The sequence below is a fragment of the Ferrovibrio terrae genome (assembly GCF_007197755.1).
In the GTDB taxonomy this organism is placed as follows: Bacteria; Pseudomonadota; Alphaproteobacteria; order Ferrovibrionales; family Ferrovibrionaceae; genus Ferrovibrio; species Ferrovibrio terrae.
In genome coordinates this window covers 1087055-1112007 of sequence record NZ_CP041636.1, presented here as the reverse complement: position 1 = coordinate 1112007, position 24953 = coordinate 1087055, and the positions used below count along the sequence as shown (strand labels likewise).

22 protein-coding genes are annotated in these 24953 nt (G+C 64.7%); 18 read left to right on the top strand and 4 right to left on the bottom strand.

Features of this window, described 5'->3' with window-relative positions:
• The first annotated feature begins 97 nt into the window (after positions 1 to 97).
• From FNB15_RS21450 to FNB15_RS05295, 9 genes are all read left to right on the top strand, one after another.
• The gene (locus tag FNB15_RS21450) at positions 98 to 6448 is read left to right on the top strand and encodes a phage head spike fiber domain-containing protein (protein WP_144067716.1); all 6351 of its coding nucleotides are present in this window, start codon (positions 98 to 100) and stop codon (positions 6446 to 6448) included.
• Positions 6449 to 6600: 152 nt separating this feature from the next.
• Complete coding sequence (gene murA / locus FNB15_RS05330; RefSeq protein ID WP_144067715.1) at positions 6601 to 7881, top strand: UDP-N-acetylglucosamine 1-carboxyvinyltransferase; 1281 nt, start codon at positions 6601 to 6603, stop codon at positions 7879 to 7881.
• A gap of 1 nt (position 7882) precedes the next feature.
• Positions 7883 to 8374, top strand: coding sequence for a DUF2948 family protein (locus tag FNB15_RS05325; protein WP_144067714.1), 492 nt, complete (start codon positions 7883 to 7885; stop codon positions 8372 to 8374).
• Positions 8371 to 9075: an ATP phosphoribosyltransferase gene (gene hisG, locus FNB15_RS05320; RefSeq protein ID WP_144067713.1), complete on the top strand. Its 705-nt coding sequence runs from the start codon at positions 8371 to 8373 to the stop codon at positions 9073 to 9075. Before FNB15_RS05325 ends, hisG begins: the two co-directional genes overlap by 4 nt.
• Positions 9075 to 10376 (top strand): histidinol dehydrogenase, encoded by a 1302-nt coding sequence (hisD, locus tag FNB15_RS05315; RefSeq protein WP_144067712.1) that lies wholly within the window; start codon positions 9075 to 9077, stop codon positions 10374 to 10376. Before hisG ends, hisD begins: the two co-directional genes overlap by 1 nt.
• 11 nt (positions 10377 to 10387) lie before the next feature.
• Positions 10388 to 10864, top strand: coding sequence for a UPF0262 family protein (locus FNB15_RS05310; protein ID WP_185973820.1), 477 nt, complete (start codon positions 10388 to 10390; stop codon positions 10862 to 10864).
• 45 nt (positions 10865 to 10909) lie between these two features.
• Entirely contained in the window at positions 10910 to 11299 is a 390-nt protein-coding gene (locus FNB15_RS05305) for an arsenate reductase ArsC (RefSeq protein WP_484083223.1), read from the top strand.
• Positions 11300 to 11374: 75 nt separating this feature from the next.
• Entirely contained in the window at positions 11375 to 11770 is a 396-nt protein-coding gene (locus FNB15_RS05300) for a translational machinery protein (protein ID WP_144067709.1), read from the top strand.
• 72 nt (positions 11771 to 11842) lie between these two features.
• Entirely contained in the window at positions 11843 to 12589 is a 747-nt protein-coding gene (locus FNB15_RS05295; protein ID WP_144067708.1) for an SIMPL domain-containing protein, read from the top strand.
• A gap of 3 nt (positions 12590 to 12592) precedes the next feature.
• Here FNB15_RS05295 and FNB15_RS05290 read toward each other — a convergent pair whose 3' ends face one another.
• Positions 12593 to 13231: a VOC family protein gene (locus FNB15_RS05290; protein WP_144067707.1), complete on the bottom strand. Its 639-nt coding sequence runs from the start codon at positions 13229 to 13231 to the stop codon at positions 12593 to 12595.
• A 231-nt stretch (positions 13232 to 13462) separates the two neighbouring features.
• On the opposite strand from FNB15_RS05290, the gene FNB15_RS05285 reads away from it, so the two are divergent.
• The 7 genes from FNB15_RS05285 (at position 13463) to FNB15_RS05255 (ending at position 19464) form a co-directional block, all read left to right on the top strand.
• Positions 13463 to 14692: a GAF domain-containing sensor histidine kinase gene (locus FNB15_RS05285; RefSeq protein ID WP_144067706.1), complete on the top strand. Its 1230-nt coding sequence runs from the start codon at positions 13463 to 13465 to the stop codon at positions 14690 to 14692.
• A gap of 253 nt (positions 14693 to 14945) precedes the next feature.
• Positions 14946 to 15500: a putative pterin-binding protein gene (locus FNB15_RS05280; RefSeq protein ID WP_144067705.1), complete on the top strand. Its 555-nt coding sequence runs from the start codon at positions 14946 to 14948 to the stop codon at positions 15498 to 15500.
• 208 nt (positions 15501 to 15708) lie between these two features.
• On the top strand, positions 15709 to 15927 hold the full coding sequence (gene infA / locus FNB15_RS05275) for a translation initiation factor IF-1 (RefSeq protein WP_144067704.1): 219 nt from the start codon (positions 15709 to 15711) through the stop codon (positions 15925 to 15927).
• Between the two features lie 21 nt (positions 15928 to 15948).
• Positions 15949 to 16530 (top strand): Maf family protein, encoded by a 582-nt coding sequence (locus FNB15_RS05270; protein WP_144067703.1) that lies wholly within the window; start codon positions 15949 to 15951, stop codon positions 16528 to 16530.
• 24 nt (positions 16531 to 16554) lie between these two features.
• Positions 16555 to 18141, top strand: coding sequence for a ribonuclease E/G (locus FNB15_RS05265; RefSeq protein ID WP_144067702.1), 1587 nt, complete (start codon positions 16555 to 16557; stop codon positions 18139 to 18141).
• A gap of 59 nt (positions 18142 to 18200) precedes the next feature.
• Positions 18201 to 18404, top strand: coding sequence for a DNA gyrase inhibitor YacG (gene yacG, locus FNB15_RS05260; protein ID WP_144067701.1), 204 nt, complete (start codon positions 18201 to 18203; stop codon positions 18402 to 18404).
• A 217-nt stretch (positions 18405 to 18621) separates the two neighbouring features.
• Positions 18622 to 19464: an MlaA family lipoprotein gene (locus tag FNB15_RS05255; protein WP_246068795.1), complete on the top strand. Its 843-nt coding sequence runs from the start codon at positions 18622 to 18624 to the stop codon at positions 19462 to 19464.
• A 72-nt stretch (positions 19465 to 19536) separates the two neighbouring features.
• Here FNB15_RS05255 and FNB15_RS05250 read toward each other — a convergent pair whose 3' ends face one another.
• From FNB15_RS05250 to FNB15_RS05240, 3 genes are all read right to left on the bottom strand, one after another.
• Entirely contained in the window at positions 19537 to 21630 is a 2094-nt protein-coding gene (locus FNB15_RS05250) for an ATP-binding protein (protein ID WP_144067700.1), read from the bottom strand.
• Positions 21631 to 21736: 106 nt separating this feature from the next.
• Positions 21737 to 22249: a GNAT family N-acetyltransferase gene (locus tag FNB15_RS05245; protein ID WP_144067699.1), complete on the bottom strand. Its 513-nt coding sequence runs from the start codon at positions 22247 to 22249 to the stop codon at positions 21737 to 21739.
• 5 nt (positions 22250 to 22254) lie between these two features.
• Positions 22255 to 23208: a hydrogen peroxide-inducible genes activator gene (locus tag FNB15_RS05240; RefSeq protein ID WP_144067698.1), complete on the bottom strand. Its 954-nt coding sequence runs from the start codon at positions 23206 to 23208 to the stop codon at positions 22255 to 22257.
• A 223-nt stretch (positions 23209 to 23431) separates the two neighbouring features.
• Between FNB15_RS05240 and FNB15_RS05235 the strand changes: the two genes are divergently transcribed.
• On the top strand, positions 23432 to 23974 hold the full coding sequence (locus tag FNB15_RS05235) for a peroxiredoxin (protein WP_144067697.1): 543 nt from the start codon (positions 23432 to 23434) through the stop codon (positions 23972 to 23974).
• Between the two features lie 105 nt (positions 23975 to 24079).
• A complete protein-coding gene (gene ahpD / locus FNB15_RS05230) occupies positions 24080 to 24643 on the top strand; it encodes an alkylhydroperoxidase, AhpD family (RefSeq protein WP_144067696.1) in 564 nt (187 codons plus the stop codon).
• Positions 24644 to 24953: the final 310 nt, after the last annotated feature.

Below are 24953 nucleotides of genomic sequence, written 5' to 3'. Positions count from 1 at the left end.
TTCATATCGGCACCGATTCTCTGAAGTTGTATTGCCATAGCCCCTTTGGCAGTATCTCACCCGCAGCAAGGGTGTCGCGAGCAACCGGGGGCAAGGCGTGAGTTCAGGAGCGGGGGAAACGACGCAGCAAAGTGGCGCCGCTATCCATTCGCCTGCGCTTTGTGCCTGTAACGGCTGCAGCGCGACGACCGGCTTCAGCAGCGGCAGCCTGATCAGCGATCCGAACTATGTGCTGGGTGCGCCGGGCAGCATCGACCCGCTGCTGAATCAGGGTTCCACGAATTACTGGAATGGCGGCAACGTCGGTACCGGGGCGACGATCACCTTCGCCTTCATGACGTCGATTCCGCAGCGCTATTACAATCTCGAACCCTATGCGAATGCGGAAGGCTTCTCGATCCTGGCGGATTTCGCCGGTCGGACCAGCTTCAGCAGCGCACAGCAGATTGCCGTGCGCGGCATCATGGATATGTATGAGTCGGTCTGCAATCTCACGATCAATGAGGTTACATACAACTCGAACAGTGCCGCGAGCATCGAATTCACCAATGCAACGATGGACCCTGGCGTCGGCGGTTTCGCTTATTATCCGAACCAGTCCTTTGCCGGAAACAAATACGGCGGCGACGTTTTCATCGCCAACAGCAACACCGGCACCTCGTTGGGCAGTTGGGGCTATCTCACCCTGCTGCACGAGATCGGCCATGCACTCGGCCTGAAGCATCCCGGCAATTACGATGCCGGCGGCGGCGGCACACCGGGGCCATATCTGCCCACCGGTCAGGACAGTCACAGGTATACGGTGATGTCCTACTACGACCATCCGAGTTATCCGAACAGCTCGCCGGTCACGCCGATGCTGCTGGATATTGCGGCGCTGCAACATGTCTATGGCGTGAATTACAACTACAATTCCGGCGCCAGCACTTACACGGTGGCGAACTATTTCGGCGCCAACCAGATGAAATGCCTCTGGGATGGCGGTGGCATCGATACGATCGATGTTTCGACACTCAGTGTCACCAACTGGATCAACCTGAACGCAGGTAGCTTCAGCTCGATCAATACCGGCGGGGTACAGACCAACAATTTCTCGATCGCTTACAACGCCAATATCGAGAATGCCACCGGCGGCAGTGGCAGCGATCACATCACCGGCAATGCACTGGCGAATACGTTGATGGGTGGCGCGGGTAACGATGCGCTCTATGGTGGTCAGGGCAATGATATCCTGCGCGGCGGTGCCGGCGGCGATATCCTGGACGGCGGCGCCGACACGGATACTATCAGCTACGCTGATTCTGCCAGTGCCGTGAACATCAATCTTGCCCTCAGCACGGCTTCCGGAGGCGATGCGACCGGCGACGTGTTTTCCGGCATCGAGAATATCAGTGGTTCGAGTTTTGCCGACACGCTGACAGGCGATGGGGGCACAAATGTTCTGATCGGCAATGGTGGCGCGGATATTCTTGACGGCGGCCAGGGCACGGACTGGGCAGACTACTCCTTCGGCACCGGCGGCGCGGTCACGGTCAATCTTACCACCGGCACCGGCAGCGGTGCCGAAGCCCAGGGCGACACCCTGGCCAACATCGAGAATCTGGTCGGCAGCTCGTTTAACGACAGGCTGACCGGCAATTCTGGCGTGAATACCATTCTGGGCGGAGCCGGCGACGACACCATCCTGAGCGGCGGTGGCAACGACACGCTGAATGGCGGCGATGGCAGCGATACGCTCAGTTATGCCTGGTCGACCGTCGGCGTCACGGCGGGTGGCAACAACGCTCTGATCACCAATTTCGAGTGGCTGGAAGGCTCTGCCTACAACGACACGCTCAGCCTGATGCCGGCTGGCGTGCGTGCCGGTGCTGGCGACGATTCTATCTTATTCGGCAGTGGCGCCGCCGGTGTGCATCTGGATGGCGGCAGCGGCACGGACACTGCCAGCTACTACGGTTTCAACCTCGCTGGCGGTATCAACGTCAATCTACTGACCGGTGTGGGAGCGCACTCATCGTCAAGCAGTTACAATCACACCCTGGCTGATATTGAAAACGTTCTTGGCACGTTGGGTAACGACACCATCACCGGCAATGCTGCCGCCAATCTTCTGTTTGGCGACTTCGGTAATGACACGCTGAATGGCGGTGATGGTGACGATTTCCTGCGCGGTGACTCGGGGAGCGACATCATCAACGGCGGCAACGGTATCGATACGGTCAGCTTCGTTGGCGAAACCGGAAACATCGTCGCTTCGTTGGCTGCTGGTACGGCGATCAAGTATGACGCCGGCTGGGCTCAGTACACCGACACACTTTCCGGTATCGAGAATCTGATTGGTGGAGATTTTGCCGACACGCTGACCGGCGATGCGAATGCCAACAGTCTCGATGGCGGCGCAGGCAACGACGTGTTGGCTGGCGGTGCGGGTGCGGATACTCTCGCTGGCGGTAACGGGACTGATACGGCGAGTTACGCGGCCTCGGCCGCTGCAGTGACAGTGAACCTGACGACCGGCGCGGCCAGTGGCGGCGATGCGGCAGGCGACGCGCTCACCAGCATCGAAAACCTGATCGGCTCTGCCTTTGCCGATACACTGACCGGCGGCGCGGGCGCCAACCAGCTGTCCGGCGGCGGCGGCAACGATACGCTGCTGGGTGATGGCGGCTGGAACCTGCTGGTGGGCAGCGCCGATATCGGCGGCAGTGGCTGGGCGCGCGGCCCGGCCGGCGCGCAGGCAGCGATCACGGCCAATGCGATGGCGGCGCCGGACGGCACAACCACGGCGGACCTGCTGAGCTTCTCCGGCGGCAACCACACGGTCTACCAGCAGGTCGCCCATACGGTGGCGCAGAACGACAGGATCACGGCGTCGGTCTACCTGAAGCAGGGCACGGCGGCAGAAGCCTGGATGCAGATCTTCATGCCGGGCTCGGTGAACCAGGATTCTTACGTGGTGCTGAACTTCGCCAATGGCACGGTGCGCACGGCGGGCGGCGCGGCGGGCAACCTGGTGGCGGGTGTGGAAGCGCTGGCCAATGGCTGGTTCCGCATCAGCGGCACGCTGACCAACGTCGATCCGGCGACCTCGGGCCAGATCCGCATGGCGCTGGTGGGAGCGGACCTGGCGGTGAACGTGACCGGCAGCCTGTATGCCTGGGGCGCGCAGCTTGAACCCGGTGCGGTCGCGGGCACTTATACGCCGACCACCAATGTAGCCATGACGGCGACTGGCAGCGATACGCTGGACGGCGGCGATGGTGACGACATCCTGGATGGCGGTGCCGGCGCTGACGGCATGACGGGCGGTACTGGCGACGACACCTATACGGTCGACAATGTTGGCGACGTCGTGAGCGAGGCCGCAGGCGGCGGCACCGATACGGTGCAGTCGTCGCTCAATTATGTGCTGGGCAGCAATGTGGAGAATCTGGTGCTGCTCGGCGCGGCAGGCCTGAGCGGCACTGGCAATGCGCTGGCCAACCAGATCACCGGCACCGGCAGCGCGGATACGCTGAATGGCGGTGGCGGCAACGACACGCTGAATGGCGGTGGCGGCAACGACACACTGCTGGGTGACGGTGGCTCGAACCTGCTGCTGTCGAGTGCTGGCTTTGAGAACACTTCGGCCTGGGCGCGCGGCCCGGCCGGCGCGCAGGCGACGATCACGGCCAATGCGATGGCGGCGCCGGACGGCACAACCACGGCGGACCTGCTGAGCTTCTCCGGCGGCAACCACACGGTCTACCAGCAGGTCGCCCATACGGTGGCGCAGAACGACAGGATCACGGCGTCGGTCTACCTGAAGCAGGGCACGGCGGCGGAAGCCTGGATGCAGATCTTCATGCCGGGCTCGGTGAACCAGGATTCTTACGTGGTGCTGAACTTCGCCAATGGCACGGTGCGCACGGCGGGCGGCGCGGCGGGCAACCTGGTGGCGGGTGTGGAAGCGCTGGCCAATGGCTGGTTCCGCATCAGCGGCACGCTGACCAACGTCGATCCGGCGACCTCGGGCCAGATCCGCGTGGCGCTGGTGGGAGCGGACCTGGCGGTGAACGTGACCGGCAGCCTGTATGCCTGGGGCGCGCAGCTTGAACCCGGTGCGGTCGCGGGCACTTATACGCCGACCACCGGCGCAGCTGTCATGGCCACTGGCGACGACACGCTGAATGGCGGTGCCGGAAACGACACGCTGAATGGCGGCGCCGGCAACGACATCCTGGACGGTGGTATTGGTGCCGACAGCATGACGGGCGGTACTGGCGATGACACCTATACGGTCGACAATGTTGGCGACAGCGTGAGCGAGGCCGCAGGCGGCGGCACCGATACGGTGCAGTCGTCGCTCAATTATGTGCTGGGCAACAATGTCGAGAATCTGGTGCTGCTCGGCGCGGCAGGCCTGAGCGGCACTGGCAATGCGCTGGCCAACCAGATCACCGGCACCAGCGGTGCGGATACGCTGAATGGTGGTGGCGACAACGACACGCTGAATGGCGGTGGGGATGACGACACGCTGCTGGGCGACGGCGGGTGGAATCTGCTGCGCCAGAGCGCCGGGTTCGAGAATGTCTCGGCCTGGGCGCGCGGCCCGGCCGGCGCGCAGGCGACGATCACGGCCAATACGCTGGCGGCGCCGGACGGCACAACCACGGCGGACCTGCTGAGCTTCTCCGGCGGCAACCACACGGTCTACCAGCAGGTCGCCCATACGGTGGCGCAGAATGACAGGATCACGGCGTCGGTCTACCTGAAGCAGGGCACGGCGGCAGAAGCCTGGATGCAGATCTTCATGCCCGGTTCGGTGAACCAGGATTCTTACGTGGTGCTGAATTTCGCCAATGGCACGGTGCGCACGGCGGGCGGCGCGGCGGGCAACCTGGTGGCGGGCGTGGAAGCGCTGGCCAATGGCTGGTTCCGCATCAGCGGCACGCTGACCAACATCGACCCGGCCACCTCGGGCCAGATCCGCATGGCGCTGGTGGGGGCTGACCTGTCGGTGAACGTGACTGGCAGTCTCTATGCCTGGGGCGCGCAGCTTGAACCCGGTGCTGTCGCCGGCACTTATACGCCGACTGCCAGCGCGGCTGTTACGGCCAGCAGCGCCGGTGATGACATCCTCGATGGTGGCGCCGGCAACGACACGCTGATTGGCGGTGCCGGCAACGACACGCTGATCGGTGGCGCGGGCGCGGATGTGCTGACAGGCGGTATCGGCACCGACACGGCCTCGTATTCCGGTTCCTCCAGTGGCGTGACGGTGAATCTCGCCACCGGAACGTCTTCTGGCGGCGATGCCGCGGGCGATGTGCTGAGCGGTATCGAGAATGTGACCGGTTCGGCCTTTGCCGACACGCTGACCGGCGGCGCGGGCGCCAACCAGCTTTCCGGCGGTGCCGGCAACGACACGCTGCTGGGCGACGGCGGGTGGAATCTGCTGCGCCAGAGCGCCGGGTTCGAGAATGTCTCGGCCTGGGCGCGCGGCCCGGCCGGCGCGCAGGCGACGATCACGGCCAATACGCTGGCGGCGCCGGACGGCACAACCACGGCGGACCTGCTGAGCTTCTCCGGCGGCAACCACACGGTCTACCAGCAGGTCGCCCATACGGTGGCGCAGAATGACAGGATCACGGCGTCGGTCTACCTGAAGCAGGGCACGGCGGCAGAAGCCTGGATGCAGATCTTCATGCCCGGTTCGGTGAACCAGGATTCTTACGTGGTGCTGAATTTCGCCAATGGCACGGTGCGCACGGCGGGCGGCGCGGCGGGCAACCTGGTGGCGGGCGTGGAAGCGCTGGCCAATGGCTGGTTCCGCATCAGCGGCACGCTGACCAACATCGACCCGGCCACCTCGGGCCAGATCCGCATGGCGCTGGTGGGGGCTGACCTGTCGGTGAACGTGACTGGCAGTCTCTATGCCTGGGGCGCGCAGCTTGAACCCGGTGCTGTCGCTGGCAGCTACACCCCGACGACTGGCGCGGCTGCTACGGCGACTGGCAACGACACGCTGGATGGCGGCACCGGCAACGACACACTGGATGGCGGCGCAGGCAGCGACACTTATCAATTCGCCCGTGGTGACGGTCTCGATACGGTGAGCCAGAGCGGCATTTCGGATGGCGCCGGCACCACCGACCGCGTGCTGTTCGAGACCGGCGTGGCCTTCGACCAGCTGTGGTTCCGCCATGTCGGCAACGATCTGGTGATCAACGTGATCGGCGAAGCCTCCAGCCAGGTCACCCTGACCAGCTGGTACAGCGATCCCACCCGTCAGGTCGATGCGATCCGCACCACGGAGGGCACACAGGAATTGTTGGCCGCCAATATCGATGCGCTCGTCACTGCCATGGCCGCCTATTCCGCCACCGTGCCGGCCACGCTGACCCTGAGCACCGCCGACCATACCGCGCTCGACGGTGTCCTCGCCGCGGCCTGGCAGAACTACTGACCCGGCGGCGCTGCCGCCGCCCTGTCCTCGCCACAGTCTGCGGCTGAAATCGCGCCGCACTGGCGATTCAGCCCCCTTTGCGCTAGACAAGCGGTGCCCTATTTATCCCTGACCGGCGATTTTAGCCGGTAGTTCTTTGGAATCAATGCGTTATGGATAGAATCCGGTTGCGTGGCGGCAAGCCGCTCGAAGGCAGCATTGGCATCGGCGGCGCCAAGAACGCGGCCCTGCCGCTGATGGCGGCCAGCCTGCTGAGCGAGGAGACGCTGACGCTCTCCAATGTGCCGCACCTGGCTGATATCGCCACCATGGCGCATCTGCTGCAGCAGCATGGCGTGGATGTCTCGATGGACGGCGGCAATGGCACGCCCGAGGGCCGCACCATCCATCTCAATGCCGGCAAGATCACCTCGACGCTGGCGCCCTACGATCTCGTCCGCAAGATGCGCGCAAGCGTGCTCGTGCTGGGCCCCCTGCTGGCGCGCTTCGGCGAAGCCGAAGTCTCGCTGCCGGGTGGCTGCGCCATCGGCACGCGGCCAGTCGATCTGCATATCATGGGTCTCAAGGCGATGGGCGCCGAGATCAATGTCGAGAACGGCTATATCAAGGCCAGGGCGAAGCAGGGCCTAAAGGGAGCCGTGATCCGCTTCCCGCAGGTCTCGGTCGGCGCCACTGAAAACCTGCTGATGGCCGCGGCGCTGGCCGACGGCACCACCGTGCTGGAGAATGCCGCGCGCGAACCCGAGATCAGCGATCTCGTGCAGTGCCTCGTCGCCATGGGTGCGATGATCGACGGCATCGGCAGCGAACATCTCACCATCCACGGCAAACCATCCTTACGTGGCGCGACGCACAAGATCGTGCCGGATCGTATCGAGATCGGCACGTATCTGGCGGCCGTCGCGATCTGCGGCGGCAAGGTGGAACTGACCGGTGCACGGCTCGACCTGATCGAGGCCGTGGCCGAGAAGCTGGTGGAAGCCGGCTGCGAGATTGGCCAGACCACGCGCGGCATCTCGATCGCGCGCAACGGTTCGCGTCTGAAAGGCGTCGATTTCCTCACTGCGCCCTATCCGGGATTCCCGACCGATATGCAGGCGCAGATGATGTCGTTGATGGCGGTGGCCGATGGCGCTTCGATGATCACCGAGACGATCTTCGAGAACCGCTTCATGCATGTGCCGGAACTGGCGCGCATGGGAGCGAATATCGTGGTGCATGGCTCGTCGGCGCTGGTGCGCGGCGTGCCCAAGCTGACCGGCGCGCCGGTGATGGCCACCGATCTGCGCGCGTCTGTGTCTCTCGTTCTCGCCGGCCTGGCGGCCGAAGGTGAAACCGTGATCAACCGCGTCTATCACCTCGATCGCGGCTACGAGCGGCTGGAAGACAAGCTGTCGGCCTGTGGCGCGGATATCGAAAGACTGAAGGACTGAGATGGACGAGCGCCGCAAGACGCCACGTTTTCCGCCCCTGCGCCTGCGCGCAGAGGATGCGGAGGATGTGACCGTGCTGGCGGCCTGCCTGCAGGATGCGACGCTTCGCGCCGCCGACATGGCCTGGCAGCCGCAGCAGCGCCGCTTTGCCATGCTGCTCAACCGTTTCCGCTGGGAAGACGAGAACCGCGTCGATGCGCGCGGCAAGCTGGTGCGCGCCATGCCGCATGTGCGCGTGCCGGCCGGCCTGCATTTCGACGGTGTGCTGAAAGTGCAGAGCAGCGGCATCGACCGCGACAATACGAAAGCATCGCTCGAACTGCTCTCGATCATCGCGGAACCGCATGGCGAAGAACCGGCGGCGGTCCTCACTCTGGTATTTGCCGGCGGCGGTGCCGTCCGGCTTGAAGTCGAATGCGTGGACGCACAGATGCAGGATCTGGGGCAACCCTATCCGGTGCGTCGTGTGCCCAAGCATAAGGAAGTGTCATGAGTGTCTCTGATTCGAACAAGCTGGTGATGGCGCTGCCCAAGGGGCGCATCCTCAAGGAAGTCATGCCGCTGCTGCTCGCCGCCGGCATCGAGCCCGAGAAGGAATTCTCCGACGACAACAGCCGCAAGCTGCGTTTCGCCACCAGCCAGCCCGATATCGAACTGATCCGCGTGCGCAGCTTCGACGTCGCCACTTTCGTGGCCTTCGGCGCCGCACAGCTCGGTGTTTGCGGCAACGATGTGCTGATGGAATTCGATTTCCCGGAAATCTACGCGCCACTCGATCTCGATATCGGGCATTGCCGGCTGTCGGTGGCGGAACCGGCCTCGCTCTCGGCGTCCGACGATCCGAAGCGCTGGAGCCATGTGCGCGTCGCCACCAAATATCCGCATGTGACGCAGACCTATTTCGCCGCGCGTGGCGTGCAGGCCGAATGCATCAAGCTGAACGGCGCGATGGAACTGGCGCCGACGCTCGGCCTGTGCCGCCGCATCGTCGATCTGGTCTCGACCGGCGCGACGCTCAAGGCCAACGGCCTGGTCGAAGTCGAAGTGATCGCGCAGGTCACGTCGCGGCTGGTGGTCAACCGCGCGGCGCTCAAGACGCGTCCGATCCAGGTCGGCGGCTGGCTCGAGAAGTTCACCGCCGCCGTGGAAGCTGCGACCGCCGCCAAGGCCGGCGCAAAGAAGGCGGCCGGCTGATGCCTGTCTCGCTCAACGCCTCTGACAAGGACTTCACCGCCCGCTTCAACGCGATGGTGAAGGCCAAGCGCGACGCCGAGGCCGATGTCTCGACTGTCGTGGCCCAGATCATTGCCGATGTGCGCAAGCGCGGCGATGCGGCGCTGCATGAGCTGAACGCGAAGTTCGATCATGTCGATTCCGCGACACTCGGCCTGCGCATCTCGCAGTCCGAGATTGATACGGCGGCCACGCAGGTCGACCCACAGACCCTTGCCGCGCTCGAAACTGCCGCCGCCCGCATCCGCGATTTCCATGCGCGGCAACGGCCGTCGGATGATTTCTACACCGACGCACAGGGCGTGAAGCTCGGCCATCGCTGGACGCCGCTGGATGCCGTGGGGCTTTACGTGCCCGGCGGCAAGGCGGCCTATCCCTCGTCGGTGCTGATGAATGCGCTGCCGGCGGTGGTGGCCGGTGTGCGCCGCGTCGTCGTCACGCTGCCGACGCCGAACGGCGAACTCAACCCGCTGGTGATGGCGGCGCTGAAACTCGCGGGCGTGACGGAAGTCTATCGTGTCGGTGGCGCGCAGGCCGTGGCGGCGCTGGCCTATGGCACCGACAGTATCCCCGCCGTCGACAAGATCACCGGTCCGGGCAACAGCTTCGTCGTCACGGCGAAACGCCTGGTCTTCGGTCATGTCGGCATCGACAACCCGGCCGGCCCGTCCGAGATTCTCGTGGTCGCCGACAACAAGAACGATCCGGCCTGGATCGCTGCCGATCTGCTCTCCCAGGCCGAGCATGACGAAGTGGCGCAGTCGGTGCTGATCACCGATGATGCTGCCTTTGCCGAGAAAGTCGGCGCCGCCGTGCGCCAGCAGCTCTCGACGATGCCGCGCAGCAATATCGCCACGCCGTCGTGGGAAAAGTTCGGCGCGCTGATCACAGTCGGGCAGCTGTCGGATGCAGCGCCGCTCGTGGATGCCATCGCGCCCGAGCATCTCGAACTCGCCATCGACGATCCGCAGGCACTGGCGAACAAGGTGCGCCATGCCGGCGCCATCTTCCTCGGCCGTCACACGCCGGAAGCGATCGGCGATTATGTCGCGGGTCCGAACCATGTGCTGCCCACGGCGGGGGCGGCACGGTTCGCCTCGGGGCTGAACCTGCTCGATTTCATGAAGCGCACGACGCTGGTCCAGTGTGACGAGGCCTCACTGCAGAAGATCGGCCCGGCCGCGGTCGCACTGGCCAATGCCGAAGGCCTGCAGGGCCATGCACTATCGGTGTCGATCAGGCTGCCCAGAGGAGCCGTATGACCGAGCGAGCGCTGCCGGATTGCCACCGCCTCATCGACGTACAGCTCGATGAGCGCACGGTGGTGCGCCGCTCGGCCGATATCGAACATGAGCTGAAGGTCGCGATGTTCGACCTGATCGAGCAGAACAGCTTCTCGCCGGTCGGCGCGCACGACACGCAGGGGCCGTTCCAGCTTTCGATCGGCATCGCCGACAACCGGCTGGTCTTCGATATCAGCGACGAGGCAGCAGCCCCGCTTGGCAAGATCATTCTGGCGCTGTCGCCCTTCCGCAAGATCGTGAAGGACTATTTCGAGATCTGCGACAGCTATTACCAGGCGATCAAGCGCTCTTCGCCGTCGCAGATCGAAACCATCGACATGGCCCGGCGCGGCATCCACAACGAAGGCTCCGAATTGCTGCGCGAACGGCTGAAGGGCAAGATCGACTGCGATTTCGATACGGCACGCCGCCTGTTCACCGTCATCTGCGTCCTGCATATCCGGTAAGCCATGGACTCTCGGCTTCCCGGTAGCGTGCTGTTCTGTTGCACCATGAACAGCGTCCGGTCCCCGATGGCCGAGGGCATCCTCAAGGCGCTGTATCCCAAGCAGGTCTTCGTCGACTCAGCCGGCGTGCGCAAGGAAAAGGTCGATCCGCTGGCCGTTGAGGTGATGGACGAGATCGGACTCGACATCAGCAAACACCGCTCGAAGAATTTCGAGGACCTGGAAGACAGTTCGTTCGACCTGATCATCTCGCTGTCGCCCGAGGCGCAGCACACCGCTGTCGACATGACCCGCACCATGGCCTGCGACGTCGAATTCTGGAACACCTTCGACCCCACCATCGTGGAGGGCACCCGGGAACAGCGGCTGGCCGCCTACCGCGAGGTGCGCGACTTTCTGAACAAGAAAATCCGCGAGCGTTTCGCAAGGCACTGACCCATTCTTTTGACCTGCGTCAAGGCGATCGCTGCCGACCGGTCTAGTCTGCCCTGGTAAAACAAGGAGACCGGAATGTCGCATTATCACGCCGTGGTCTGGCTGGACCATGCCGAAGCCCGCATTTTCCATTTCGACCGAGACTCGGCCGAGAAGATGACGGTGCATGGTCACAAGCATCACCTGCATCACAAAGCCAGTTCCGTCGTGGGCTCAGGCCGCGAACCGGCGGATGTCGCTTTCTTCGAGGAGATCGTAAAGGCCCTTGAGGCGGCCGGGGAGATCCTGCTGCTGGGGCCGGGTGCGGCGAAGACGGAACTCTTCCGCCATGCGATCAAGGCGCATCCGGGACTGGAGCCGCGTATCCTGGGCGTCGAGACCGTGGACCATCCGACAGACGGCCAGGTGGTGGCCTATGCGCGCAAGTATTTCCATGCCAAGGATCGTATGCGGCCGCTTCTGGCCGGCTGATCGCCGCCTGCCGCAAAACCGCCAAGATTGGCGTATCATATCCGGACAACGATAAGATCCGGAGTTCACGCCATGACCCGCCGCCTCGCGTTTCCCGTTCTCGCCCTCATGCTGTTCGCTGTCGCCGCCTGCGACAACGCGAAAGCGCAAACCGTGCAGCGCACGCTGCCCGATGACGCCACGCTGCTCACGCTGTCGGAAAGCGCCGAACGCGACGTCACCCCCGACACCATGCGTGCCCGCCTGATGGCGCAGGCGACGTCGGAGTCGGCTGCCACGTCGCAGTCCAGCGTCAATGCCGCGATGACCCGGGCGCTCAACCGGGTGAAGGCACTCGGGCTCGAGGTCGAAACCGGCAGCTACAACACCTACCAGGAAAGTCCGCAGCGACCGCAGAGCCTGCCGGCCGGCGCCAAGCCGCCGGCGCCGCTGTGGCGCGCGCAGCAGAGCCTGATCATCACCGCGAAGGACGACGCCAAGCTGCTTGAGGCGGTCGGTGCGCTGCAGACCGAAGGTCTGGCGCTGCAGGAACTGGGCTACACGCTGTCGCGCGAGCAGCAGCGCGGCCAGCAGGATGAGATGTTCGCCGAGGCGCTGCAGCGTCTGGGGGCGCGCGCCGAGAAAGCGGCGGCCGCGCTCGACATGCGCTTCGAGGGCTGGGCCCGTGTCGGCCTGAATGGCGGCATGATCGCGCGTCCGGTGATGATGAAGGCCATGGCCATGTCGGCCCGTGCCGAAGCCGCGCCGCCGGTGGCGGCGGCAGGCGAGCAGACCATCAGCGTGACGGTGGATGGCGAAGCCATTCTGCGTCGTCGCTGAGACTCAGGTCAGTTCGCGCAGTCCGTTCGGCGTCTTGATCAGCGCGCGATAGCGCAGGCGCTCGCCCGAGACGACAACCGGCGGATCGGCAATGCCGAGGCTGCGATACAGCGCGATGACGCGTGCCGGCTCGGGATGTTCCAGCATCACCGATTGCAGCCGCGCGCCCGCATCGGCCATGGCGGCAACCGAGGGTGGCTTGCCCAGCCGGTCGATCACCGATGGCGCCGCGCCCTCCAGCGGCAGCGATCCATCCTCGGGAATCGCGAAGCAGAAGCTGCCATTGGCGCTGGTGAACGCCACCTTGCGGCCCAGCACAGTCTCATGTCCTGCCAGCACGGCATCGATATCGTTCGTGCGTGCCACCCAGCCGCGCAGGCGCCGGCCGCTGTCCCAGTCGGCACGCACGTCCGCCTGATCATCCAGGCCGAACCAGCGCGCGCGATCGGGCCGCGGCGCGTCCGCGTTCACGGCGATGATCTCCAGATAGACGCTCTCGCCGAGCCGAAGCAGGTGGTTGTGGGTGCCCATATCCGGATGCGCGCGGCCGAACGGCACGTCGATGCCGAGACAGCTGCGCACATGCGCCACGCCCTCGGCCAGGCTGGGGGTAATGACGGTGATATGGTCGAGCTGCAGCATGGGAGCCGTCTTAAAGGCCGGGCGCGGAGCCCGTCCAGACTCCACTGGGGTTATGCGAAGGTTGGCAGTCCGTATTTCTATTTCAGGGCGATGAAGTGGGGCGGCTAATCGCCGCAGCGCAGTTAACCATAATGATCTCAAGTGCTTGGCGATACCGTCACGATACGGAACAGCGCTTGCGGTGGCGGTATACCGCCCCTAAATAGAAGCGCTTCCCAGCGAGACTGAACTTTGCCTGCTGCACCGCTCCCACCGAATGAAGCCGCTCGTCTCGCCGACCTGCGCAGCTTCGGCATTCTCGACACGCCCTACGATCCGCGCTTCGATCGTCTGGCGCGGCTGGCTGCGCGTGTCTTCGGCACATCGGGTGCCGGGATCACGCTGCTCGATGCCGATCGTTTGTGGTTCAAGGCGCATGTCGGCGTCGATGTGCGCGAACTGCCGCGTGAAACCGGCTTCTGCGCCTGGACGATCCTCAGCGACGAGCTTTGCGTTGCCGAAGACCTGCAGGCCGATGCACGCTTCGCTGACAATCCGTTGGTTGCGGCGGTGGAGGGCGGCCTGCGCTTTTATGCCGGTGCGCCGCTGATCAGCCGCGACGGCCACTGCATCGGCGCGCTGGGGATCTTCGATCCCACACCCCGCAAGTTCGACGATGTGCAGCGCGGACATCTGAAGGAATTCGCAGCGTTAGTACTCGATGCGCTGGAACTGCATCGCTCATTGTCTGAAACCGAAGCGGCGCGCGAGGAGGCGATGCTGGCCTCGCGCTCCAAGGGCGAGTTCCTCGCCTTCATGAGCCACGAGCTGCGCACGCCGCTGAATGCCGTGATCGGGTTTGCCGAGATGCTGCAAAGCGAGGCCTATGGCCCGCTCGGCGACGACCACTACAAGGATTACGCCGGGTTGATCCGCCAGGCCGGCCAGCATCTGCTCGAAGTGATCAACTCGATCCTTGATCTCAGCCGCATCGAAGCCGGCAAGATGACGCTGACGCTAGATAAGCTGAAGGTGGTGGACGAGGCCGATGCGGTGATCTCGCTGCTGCTGACCCAGGCGCGGCAGAAGGAACTGTCGCTGGTGATGGATGCCAGCCTGCATGGTCTGCCGGTGCTGAATGCCGACCGCAGTGCTTTCCGCCAGGTTCTGCTCAACCTGATTTCCAACGCGATCAAGTTCACGCCGGCCGAGGGCCGCATCGTCGTGACGGGCGCGGTCGAGAAGGATGTCGTGCGCATCAGCATCAGTGATGACGGACAGGGCATCGCGCCGGCCGATCTGGTGCGGCTGGGCGAGGCCTTCTACCAGGCCGGCCCGAAGAACCAGCGCCGCCAGGGCACCGGCCTCGGTCTCGCTATCTCGCATCGCCTGATGGCGCTGCATGGCGGCAAGCTCAAGATCGCCAGCGAACTCGGTCGCGGCACCACGGCGACGATGATCTTCCCCTGCAAGCAGGGCTGAAGCGCACCTCGTCATCCCCGCGCCCGGCGGCTTTGCCGCCCAACATAATATTGTCGCGTAAAGCGCGACGAGCGGAGATCCAGTACACCACAGCCTGAACGCTTCAATCTGGATTCCCGTTTTCGCGGGAATGACGAAACTATTTATGTCCTCGCCAGCGGTTCTTACATAAACCGTCACCCTCGGCACAAGGCCGAGGGTGACGGTTTTGGTTTGTGGCGATAAAATGCGCTGATACTTGGAGGGCCACTCAATGCTGCGTCTGTTGTTCGCTCCGCTGTTCGCCATCTGCTTCGCCGTCTCTGCCCAGGCCGCCGATCTGGCGCAGCCCAAGGGCCCGGTGGTGCTCACCCTCCATGGCAAGATCGCCAACACCAATCGCGGCGCGCTCAACGAGTTCGAGGACGCCTTCTTCAAATTCGGCAGTGTCAGCTTCGACAAGGCGGCGCAGTTCGATCTCGCCATGCTGGAAAAGCTCGGCATGACGTCGCTGACGGTGAAATACGACACCTGGCCCAAAGCCTATAAATTCGAGGGGCCGTTGCTGGCCGACGTGCTCAAGGCGGCGGGCGCCACCGGTCAGACCATCAAGGTCTATGCGCTGGACGGCTATGGCGCGGAAATCCCGGTGCCTGAGCTGCGCCAGTATGGCGTGCTGCTGGCACTCAAGGCCGACGGCAAATATCTCGGCCTGGGCGGCCGCGGCCCGACCTGGGTGGTCTATCCGCGCGACGACAAGCATCCCGCGCTGAAAAGCCATGACGACGCCAAATGGGTCTGGTCGGCGCTGCGGATCGAGGTCGAGTGAACCGCGAATTTGTAAGTATTTGATATTTATAACATAAAACTGCAAAGCTGTGCCGTGAACGCGCTTTCGCCCGGCAGAATGGCCGAATCGAGCCATGCGCCTGACACTGCTTGATTTTCCGGGCTGTCGCGCGCATGTTCTCGCCCGCGCTTGAGAGCGCAGCAATCCGCGCCGCCCCGGCGCGTGACGACCGTACAACAGAGGCTGAATGGCGAAGGAAGAATTGCTGGAATTCCCCGGCGTGGTGGACGAGTTGCTGCCCAATGCCATGTTCCGGGTGAAGCTCGATAACGGCCACGAAGTGTTGGCCCATACCTCGGGCAAGATGCGCAAGAACCGCATCCGCGTGCTGGCGGGCGACAAGGTCATGGTGGAAATGACCCCCTACGACCTGACCAAGGGCCGCATCACCTTCCGCTTCAAGTAAGTCTGATCCGGGGCCGGAACCGTGGCTGCGCCACTCCTTGTTCTGGCCTCCGCATCGCCGCGCCGTCGCGACCTGCTGCGGCAGATCGGCATCGTGCCGGCCGAGATTCTCGCCGCCGATCTCGACGAAACGCCTGAAAAATCCGAATTGCCGCGCGCCCTGGCGCTGCGGCTCTGCCAGGCCAAAGCCGCGGCGGTGGCGGGCCTGCGCCCGGCCGCGCTGGTGCTGGCCGCCGATACCGTGGTGGGTCTGGGCCGCCGCATCCTGCCCAAGGCGGAAACCGCCGCTGAGGTGGCGGACTGCCTGCGCCTGCTGTCGGGCCGCCGCCATACCGTCACCACCGGGCTCTGCCTGATCCATCCCGATGGGCGCCGCGTCGCCCGCGTGGTGGAGACGAAAGTGCGCCTGCGCCGGCTCGAAGCCGCCGAGATCGCCGCCTATGTGGCGGGCGGCGAGGGGCTGGGCAAGGCGGGGGGCTATGCCATCCAGGGCTGGGCCGAGGCCTTCATTCCCTGGATCGGCGGGTCGTATTCCAACGTGGTCGGCCTGCCGCTGGCCGAAACCGCCGGGCTTTTGAAGGGCCTGGGCTATCCGATTCTTTAACGAATTCAGCTATAAACAGGTTCGATGGCCAACGAACTGCTGATCGATGTCGGATTGACCGAAACGCGTGTCGCCCTGGTCGAGGACGGCCGTCTGGTCCACCTCGATCTGGAGCGGCCCGAACGCGATTCCGCGCTGGGCGCGATTTTCCTCGGCCGCGTGCGCCGGATCGAGAAGGGGCTGCAGGCGGCCTATGTCGATATCGGCCTGAGCCGCGACGGCTTCCTTGGCCGCGACGACATCGTGGATGCCGACGACAAGCCGATCGAGCAATGCCTGCATGAAGGCGAGACCGTGCTGGTGCAGGTCACCCGCGATCCGGTCGGCGAGAAGGGCGTCAAGCTCAGCTGCTTTATCGCGCTGCCCGGCCGCTTCCTGTCGCTCGCGCCGTTCGATGCCGCCGTGCGCGTCACCAAGCGGATCAGCCAGGATGCCGAACGCATGCGGCTTGCCGCCGTGATGCAGAGTCTGATGGCGCTGGCCGACCAGACGCCACTCGAAGTCACTGCCCGCCTGCAGCGTGAAGTGAATGTGCGATTGCAGCACCGTGCCGGCGACCGCCGCAGCGGCAAGCCGTCGTCGCACGATCCTGAGCGGCGCAATGGTGATGAACGCCGCAGGCGCATGGGCTGCATCGTCAACGCCAATGCCGATGGCGTGTCGAAGGAAGAACTGCTGGCCGACCTGCAGCGTCTGCGCTCGCGCTGGATCGGCATCGAACAGCAGCGTGCCAAGGCTGCAGACAGCGGCGATGTGCCGGCCGAGTTGTGGCGTGAGATGGGCCCGGTGGGCCGCGCGCTGCGCGATTTTGTCGGCGCGAAGCTGGATCGTATCCGCGTCAATGCCGCTGCCGGTTTCGCCGAAGCGCGCGCCTGGCTGTTCGAACATGCGCCGAATTATGTGTCGAAGCTGGAGCGCTTCGATGATCCCGCCGGGCTGTTCGAGCTGTACGAGATCGAGGGTGATATTTCGGCGGCGCTCGGCCGCCATGTCGAACTTCCTTCAGGCGGCATGATCGTATTCGGCGAGACCGAAGCGCTCACCGCCATCGATGTCGATTCCGGCCGGGCGTCTGCGCGCGGCCATGCGTTCGAGGAACAGGCCCTCAAGATCAACATCGAAGCGGCGACGGCGATCGCGCGCCAGCTGCGCCTGCGCGGCATCGGTGGCATCGTGGTGATCGACTTCCTGCATATGGAAAACGCCGCCTATCGTGCGCGCACTGTGAATGCGCTGCGCGAGGCGCTGAAGCGCGATCCGGCGCCCACGAAGGTCCTGGGCATGTCGGCGCTCGGCCTGGTCGAGATGACGCGCAAGCGCGTCGGCGAACCGCTGGCCGCCCGCCTGTTCGAGGATTGCCCGACCTGTGACGGCGATGGCCGGTTGCCGTCGCTGCCGTCGGTGCTGGCCGAACTGCTGCGCCGGACCTGGCGCGAGGCCCATGGCAGCCCGGGCGGCAAGCTGGAAATCGCCTGCGCACCCGACGTGGCCGCCCTGTTCGATGCCGAGCTGCGCGCCAAGCTGGAGCGCCAGATCGGCGCCGTGGTGCAGGTGAAGCCGGATGCCAGCCGGCGCCGCGAATCGTTCTCGGTCGACCGACTCGGCCGCTGATCCCCCAATAGCTGTTCCGGGGCGCTGACCGCCTCGCTCCGGTGCGGTATGCTGCGGCCATGACCGTTTCCAAAACCTGCCCGATCTGCGGCAAGCCGGCCGAATCCGACCGCGCGCCGTTCTGCTCAGCCCGTTGCGCCAATGTCGACCTGAACCGCTGGCTCAAAGGCGCCTATGCCATCCCGGCTGTCGAAATCGACGAAGAGGACGAGTCGGAGCAACCGGGGGATGCAGTCGGCGACGGGGGCGGCCTCCGGCACTGACGCCGGCTATCCCCAGGGATAGCCCGGGGCTGCCTTTTGAAGGGGGTCCGGGCAGTGTCCGGGTGGCCTGTTGCAGAACTGCATCACCGGGCAGAAATCCGTGGCTTCCGCGCCGGTTACGAGTGCCGGCCATCACGGTCACCGGGATTGCGCTTGCGCCGGAATGGCGGATACCCGATAAGATAAGCCTCAGAATAATCAAGAAGGTCCCAGCATCATGTCCGTTGCCCCGCGCGAGTTTGGTCAGCGCATGTCCCAGTGGAAGACCCTCGCGGCAGTTGCGCTCCTCTCCACCGGAATGCTCACCGCCTGTGCCACGCCGCCCGCCGATCCCCAGGCGCGCGCCGATTTCGACGCCGTGAATGATCCGCTCGAGCCGGTGAACCGCGCACTGTTCGAATTCCATCAGGTGGTCGACCACTTCCTGCTGAAGCCGGTCGCCTTCATCTATGCCAATCTGATCCCGCAGCCGCTGCAGACCGGCATCCGCAGCGCCCTGATCAATCTGAAGAGCCCGGTGATCCTGGCGAACGACCTGCTGCAGGGCGAGACCGGCCGCGCCGGCGACACGCTGCAGCGCTTCGCCATCAACTCCACCGTCGGCGTGCTCGGTTTCTATGATGCCGCCGACAAGTGGTTCGGCATCGCGCCGCATACCGAAGACTTCGGCCAGACGCTGGCCACCTGGGGCAATGGCGAAGGCCCGTATCTCTTCATCCCGATCCTCGGCCCGTCCAATCCGCGCGACCTGACTGGCGTGGTGGTCGATTCCGTCGCCGATCCGGTGAACTGGTATCTGAACAACACCGATCGCGAAGGCCTGATCTACGCCCGCACCGCCCTGACCGGCATCGATGCGCGCGCCCAGCTGCTCGAGACGCTCGACAACCTGGAAAAGACCTCGCTCGACTATTACGTCACGCTGCGCACCGTCTATCGCCAGCGTCGCGCCGACGAGATCGCCAACCGCGCGTCGAAGCAGCCCAACGTTTCGCCGACCTCGATCAGCCGCGCCGCCGATGCTGGCAGCGAGATCGAAACGCTGCCCATCAAGCAGTAACGGCAACCAGGCTTCAACTCTTCCGGACAACGGCGCGTCGCAAGACGCGCCGTTTTCTTTTGCGGCTGATGCTCAGGCCTGTGCGGGTTTCAGCAGGCAGTTCGGCGGGAAGCTGACGGTGACGCGGGTGCCCTGCTGCAGCGTGGATGCGACGCTGATGCTGCCGCCATGAAGGTCGATCAGCTTGCGGCAGATATTCAGGCCCAGCCCGCTGCCCTCGCTGCGCCGGATGCCGGCATCGGCCTGCCAGAAGGGCTCGAACACGCGTTCCAGATTCTCCTCGGCGATACCGATGCCGGTATCCGCCACCGTGAAGGCGAGGCCGCCATCGTCGGTCAGCCGGCCTTCCACCGTCACGCTGCCGCCGCCCGGTGTGAACTTCACGGCATTGCCCAGCAGGTTGATCAGGATCTGCTTCACCGCGCGCGCATCCACCAGCATCGGCGGCAGGTCTTCGGGCAAAGCGTTCACCACCTGCAGCTTGGCCTCGCGGGCACGGCCGCGCACCAGCCGCAGGCTGTCATCGACCAGATCGTGCGGGTCGTGCTCCCGCAGTTCGAGTTCGAAGCGGCCGCTTTCGATTTTCGAGACATCGAGGATGTCGTTGATCACGCCCAGCAGGTGATGCGCGCTGCCGCTGATATCCTCGGCATATTCGAAATACTTGGCCGATTGCGGACCCAGCATGCGGCCGGCGATCATGTCGGCGAAGCCGATGATGGCATTCAGCGGCGTGCGCAGTTCGTGGCTCATATGCGCGAGAAATTCGCTCTTGGCGCGGTTGGCGGTCTCGGCCACTTCGCGCTGGCGCGCATAATTCTCGGCCAGGCGCTCGCGCACCTCGGCCTGTTCGCGCAACGCCGCTTCCAGCCGTTTGCGTTCGGTGATCTCGGTGGCGATGCTGCCGACCGCCAGCAGCGTGCCGTCCTGGTCGTAGATCGGAAACCGCACCAGCATGTAGTCGCGCAACTCGCCCTTGATGTCGGGGATGCGCATGTCGTAGGTCTGCGGCGAGCCGGCGCGCACGGTTTCCTCCACCTGCTGGGTCAGCCTTGCTGCCAGTTCGGGCGGGAAGATTTCATTGGCGAAGCGTCCGGCCAGGTCTTCCTCGGTGCGGCGGAACTGCTGCGCGAAATGCCGGTTCACCATCAGGTAGCGGCCCTGCGGATCCTGCAGCGTCATCACCAGCGGTGGATTGTCCATCAGGCCGCGCAGCAGCGATTCCGTCGCGATGCGGCGCCTGAGCTGGCGCCAGGTGCCCCAGACGGCGGCGATGGCGCCCAGCATGACGATGCCGAACAGGATGCCGAAGCCGACGGCAGCGCGCCGCCATGCGCTGTCGGCCGGCAACGGTTCGAGCTGCAGCAGCAGGGTGATCGGCAGTTCGTTCAATCGCGCCCAGTACAGCGGCTCGGCTTCGGTGGCGCTGTAACCCTGCAGGCCGCTGATGAAGCCGAGCAGGCCAGCCAGTTGCACGGCGCGCGGCTGCGGCCAGCCGGTGATCAGCCGGCCTTCGTCATGCACCAGTGCCAGTGTCGCCACCGACAGCGGCGAATAACCGGGATCGAGCAGGGCGCGCAGGTCGATGCGCAATGTGGAGATCAGCACGCCGGCAAAGCTGCCATCGTTGCGGCTGATGCGGCGGCTGAGCCAGACGCGCGGATCACCCGCCAGCTGGGCGGCCACAATCTGCTGCACCGCGCCGTCGCGATGGCGCTGGAAATCCGGATGCCAGCCGATTTCCAGCGGCATCGACCCTTCGCCGACGGCGAACCAGAAACGGCCGCGCTCGTCGTAGACATGCACGGCATCGACCTGCGGCATGGCGGCGATGCGGTCGGTCAGCAGCGCTACCACGGCATCGCTTGGCGTCAGGCCGCGGCTGATGCGGTCGCTGGCTTCGGCGGCGGCGAATTGCAGCAGCAGGTCGGCCACGTCGATCTGGCGTTGGGCGGCATCGGCCAGCGTGCGCGTGAGTCCTGCACCCTGCAGCACGGTGCGATCCTGCTCGGCACTGCGCTGGTTCAGCACGAGCGACAGCGCGAGACCACCGGTGGCGGCGAGCAGCAGCACGACAGCCACGATCAGGGGAACGAATCCGCGCGGCAGACTGCCGCGCCAGCGTCGCGGGCTTACGGATTCTGTGGCAGCGTCGCGCCTGTCCATGCCGGGTGGTTTCTCTCCCCGGGCCTGATGCCCGGAGGTCAGTTTGTCACACTCGGGCGTGGAACGACAAAGGCTTTTGTCCCCGCGCTGCGCTCAGGGCTGCCGGTTATGGCCTGCGGGGAAACCAGGCCGGATCGGCCTGCTCGCCCAGTTGGGCGAGCTCGGGCTGCGTCATCCGGTAAGGCAGCCACTCGGTTTTGTGGTTGATGCCGAGGCGATGATAGAATTCGCGCGTCGGATTCCAGTCGAGCACATTGAGATCGAGACGCTTGCAGCCGCGCGCATCGGCAATCGCCGCCAGTGCCGTGATCAGCTGGCGGCCCAGGCCATGGCCGCGCGCGGTTTCCAGCACGAACAGGTCCTCGACGAACAGTCCGGCGCGGCCTTCCCAGGTCGAGTAGTTGTGGAAGTAGAGCGCGAAGCCGACAGGCGCACCATCGAGCTCGGCGATCAGCGCCTCGAAGCGTTTCTCATTGCCAAAGCCATCACGGCGGAAATCCTCTGCCGTTGCCTTCACGCTGCTCAGCGGTTCCTTCTCATAGATCGCCAGCGCCTGCACCAGCGAGAGAATCGTTTCGGCATCCGCGATGGTGGCGGGACGGATCAGGGTTTTCGACATACGGATCAGGCTTTCCTGGAATGCGACGATGAAGCGGCAGGTGAAGAGCGCTCGGGCTTGCGCAGGCCGGTCACCAGCGCTTCGCCGAACAGGGTGAATTCCTTGGCGCGCTGCGTGCCGCGCCGCCAGGCCAGGCCGATCTGGCGCGAGGCCGCGCCGTCATCGTTCAGCGGCCGCGTCGTCACGTCGGTGCCGCGCAGGATGCCGGCGTCGAGCGCCAGCCGCGGCAACAGTGTGACGCCGAGTCCGCTATCGACCATCTGCACCAGCGTGTGCAGCGAGGTGGCGGCGAAACCGTCATGGCGTGGTGAGGGCGTCAGGCGGCAGGCGGCCAGCGCGTGGTCGCGCAGGCAGTGGCCGTCTTCCAGCAGCAGCAGCGGCGTCTCGCTCAGTTCGTCGAGTTTGACCGCGTTGCGCCGCGCCAGCGGGTGATCCTCGCGGCAGGCCACCAGGAAATCGTCGTCGAGCAGCGTCATGGTATCCAGTGCGCCGCCCTCATAGGGCAGGGCGATCAGCAGCAGGTCCAGCTTGCCGGCCTGCAGCTGCTCGATCAGTCGCGCGGTCAGGTCCTCGCGCAGGAACAGCCGCAGGGCCGGGAAGCGCTTGCGCAAAGCGGGCAGCACGCGCGGCAGCAGGAAAGGCGAAATCGTCGGGATCACGCCCAGCCGCAAAGGTCCGCTCAAGGGCACCGAGGCGGCGCGCGCCATCAGCACCATGTCTTCGGCCTGGCCGAGCAGTTCGCGCGCCCGGCCCGCCAGATCCTCGCCCAGCGGAGTCAGCACGACTTTTCGTTTGGTGCGGTCGACCAGAGCCGCGCCCAGCTGGGTTTCGAGCTCCTGGATGCCGGCCGACAGCGTCGACTGGGTGACGAAACAGGCCTCGGCGGCACGGCCGAAATGCCGGTTTTCCGCCAGGGAGACCAGATACTGCCATTGCCGGAGCGAGGGAGAGCTGAGCATGGATGCTATTTAATCGATAAAATCGATTATTTCTATCGGAATTATCAGTTTGAACGATAATTAGAAAGCGTCTAATTATCACTCCTGAGCGGGACGAGACCTGCGCGGGCCTGTTTTTGGCCATGGCGCGGGGACCAGCCCGCCGCCGCCCCCAGATAGGCTTGGCCAGATGACTTGGCCGGGCCTGAACCAAGACCAAGCAAAGTTAGAGGAGCGATTACCCATGCTGACCATTGGCGACAAGTTTCCCGCCTTCAACCTGAAGGCCGTCGTTTCGACCGACCTGAAGAAAGCCTTCACCGACATTTCGAGCGAGTCCGACAAGGGCAAGTGGAAGCTGGTGTTCTTCTGGCCGAAGGATTTCACCTTCGTCTGCCCGACCGAGATCGCCGCCTTCGGCAAGCTGAATGGTGACTTCAACGACCGCGACACCGTCGTCTACGGCGTGTCGACCGACAGTGAATTCGTCCATCTGGCCTGGCGCAACAACCACGCCGACCTGAAGGATCTGCCGTTCGCCATGCTGGCCGACATCAAGCGCGAGCTGAGCCAGGAACTCGGCATCCTCGACAAGGCCGAGGGCGTCTGCCTGCGCGCCACCTTCATCGTCGATCCGGAAGGCATCATCCGCTTCGTGTCGGTGAACGATCTCAGCGTCGGCCGCAACCCGGCTGAAGTGCTGCGCGTGCTCGACGCACTGCAGACCGACGAACTCTGCCCCTGCAACTGGCAGAAGGGCGAAGAGGTTCTGAAGCCGGCCGCCTAAGCCGGTTTCAGCAAGGCCCATCCAGAGTCAGGAATCGCCGCGTGCTCTCCCCGGGCGCGCGGCGAAAGCCTCCCCAGACCTGCTAAGATAAAAAAGGATTCCGCCATGAGCCTCGACAGCCTGAAGACCCGCCTGCCCGAATATGCCCGCGACCTCAAGCTCAACCTGGGTTCGCTGGCCACTGAACCGGGCCTGACCGAACAGCAGCGCGCCGGCACCTTCATCGCCACCGCGCTCGCCTCGCGCGAAGCCAGCGTGATCCAGGCCATCGTTGCCGAATTCGCGCCCAGGCTGTCGCCGGAAGCGCTGGAAGCCGCCAAGGCCGCCGCCGCGATCATGGGCATGAACAACATCTATTACCGCTTCGTCCATATGATGGCGCATGAGCCGAGCGCCAACTACAAGACGATGCCGGCCAAACTGCGCATGAACGTCATCGGCAAGCCGGGCGTCGACAAGGCCGATTTCGAACTCTGGTCGCTCGCCGTCTCGGCGGTGAATGGTTGCGGCATGTGCGTCGAGAGCCATGAGGCGCAGCTGCGCAAGCATGGCTTCAGCGAGGAACAGGTGCAGCAGGCCGTGCGCATCGCCGCTGTGGTGCATGCCGTCGCCGCCGTGATCGATGGCGAAAAGGCGCTGAGCGGCGAGATCGCCGCCGCCGCCGAGTAACGCGACACATCGCAGACCTGTCCGGGCTCTTCGCCCCTCCGTCCGGACAATCCAGCGGCTGCCATCGCAAGATGGCAGCCGCTTTTTCTTGTCGCGATGGCTGACGGGGTTTGCCACCGGAGGTGGCCGATATGCCGGCTCTTATCGGCTCCGGGCCTGGTCCGCGGCAGAAACTTTACGGAAAAGTTATACGCAGCGGTGGCGGAGATTAAATACCGGTAACTATCGGTAATCCCCCATGGCCGGTTGCGCTCGCGTCAGCTTAAATCTCGCCCTTGGAGATTACCCGCCCCGGGTGTCAGGAGACCGC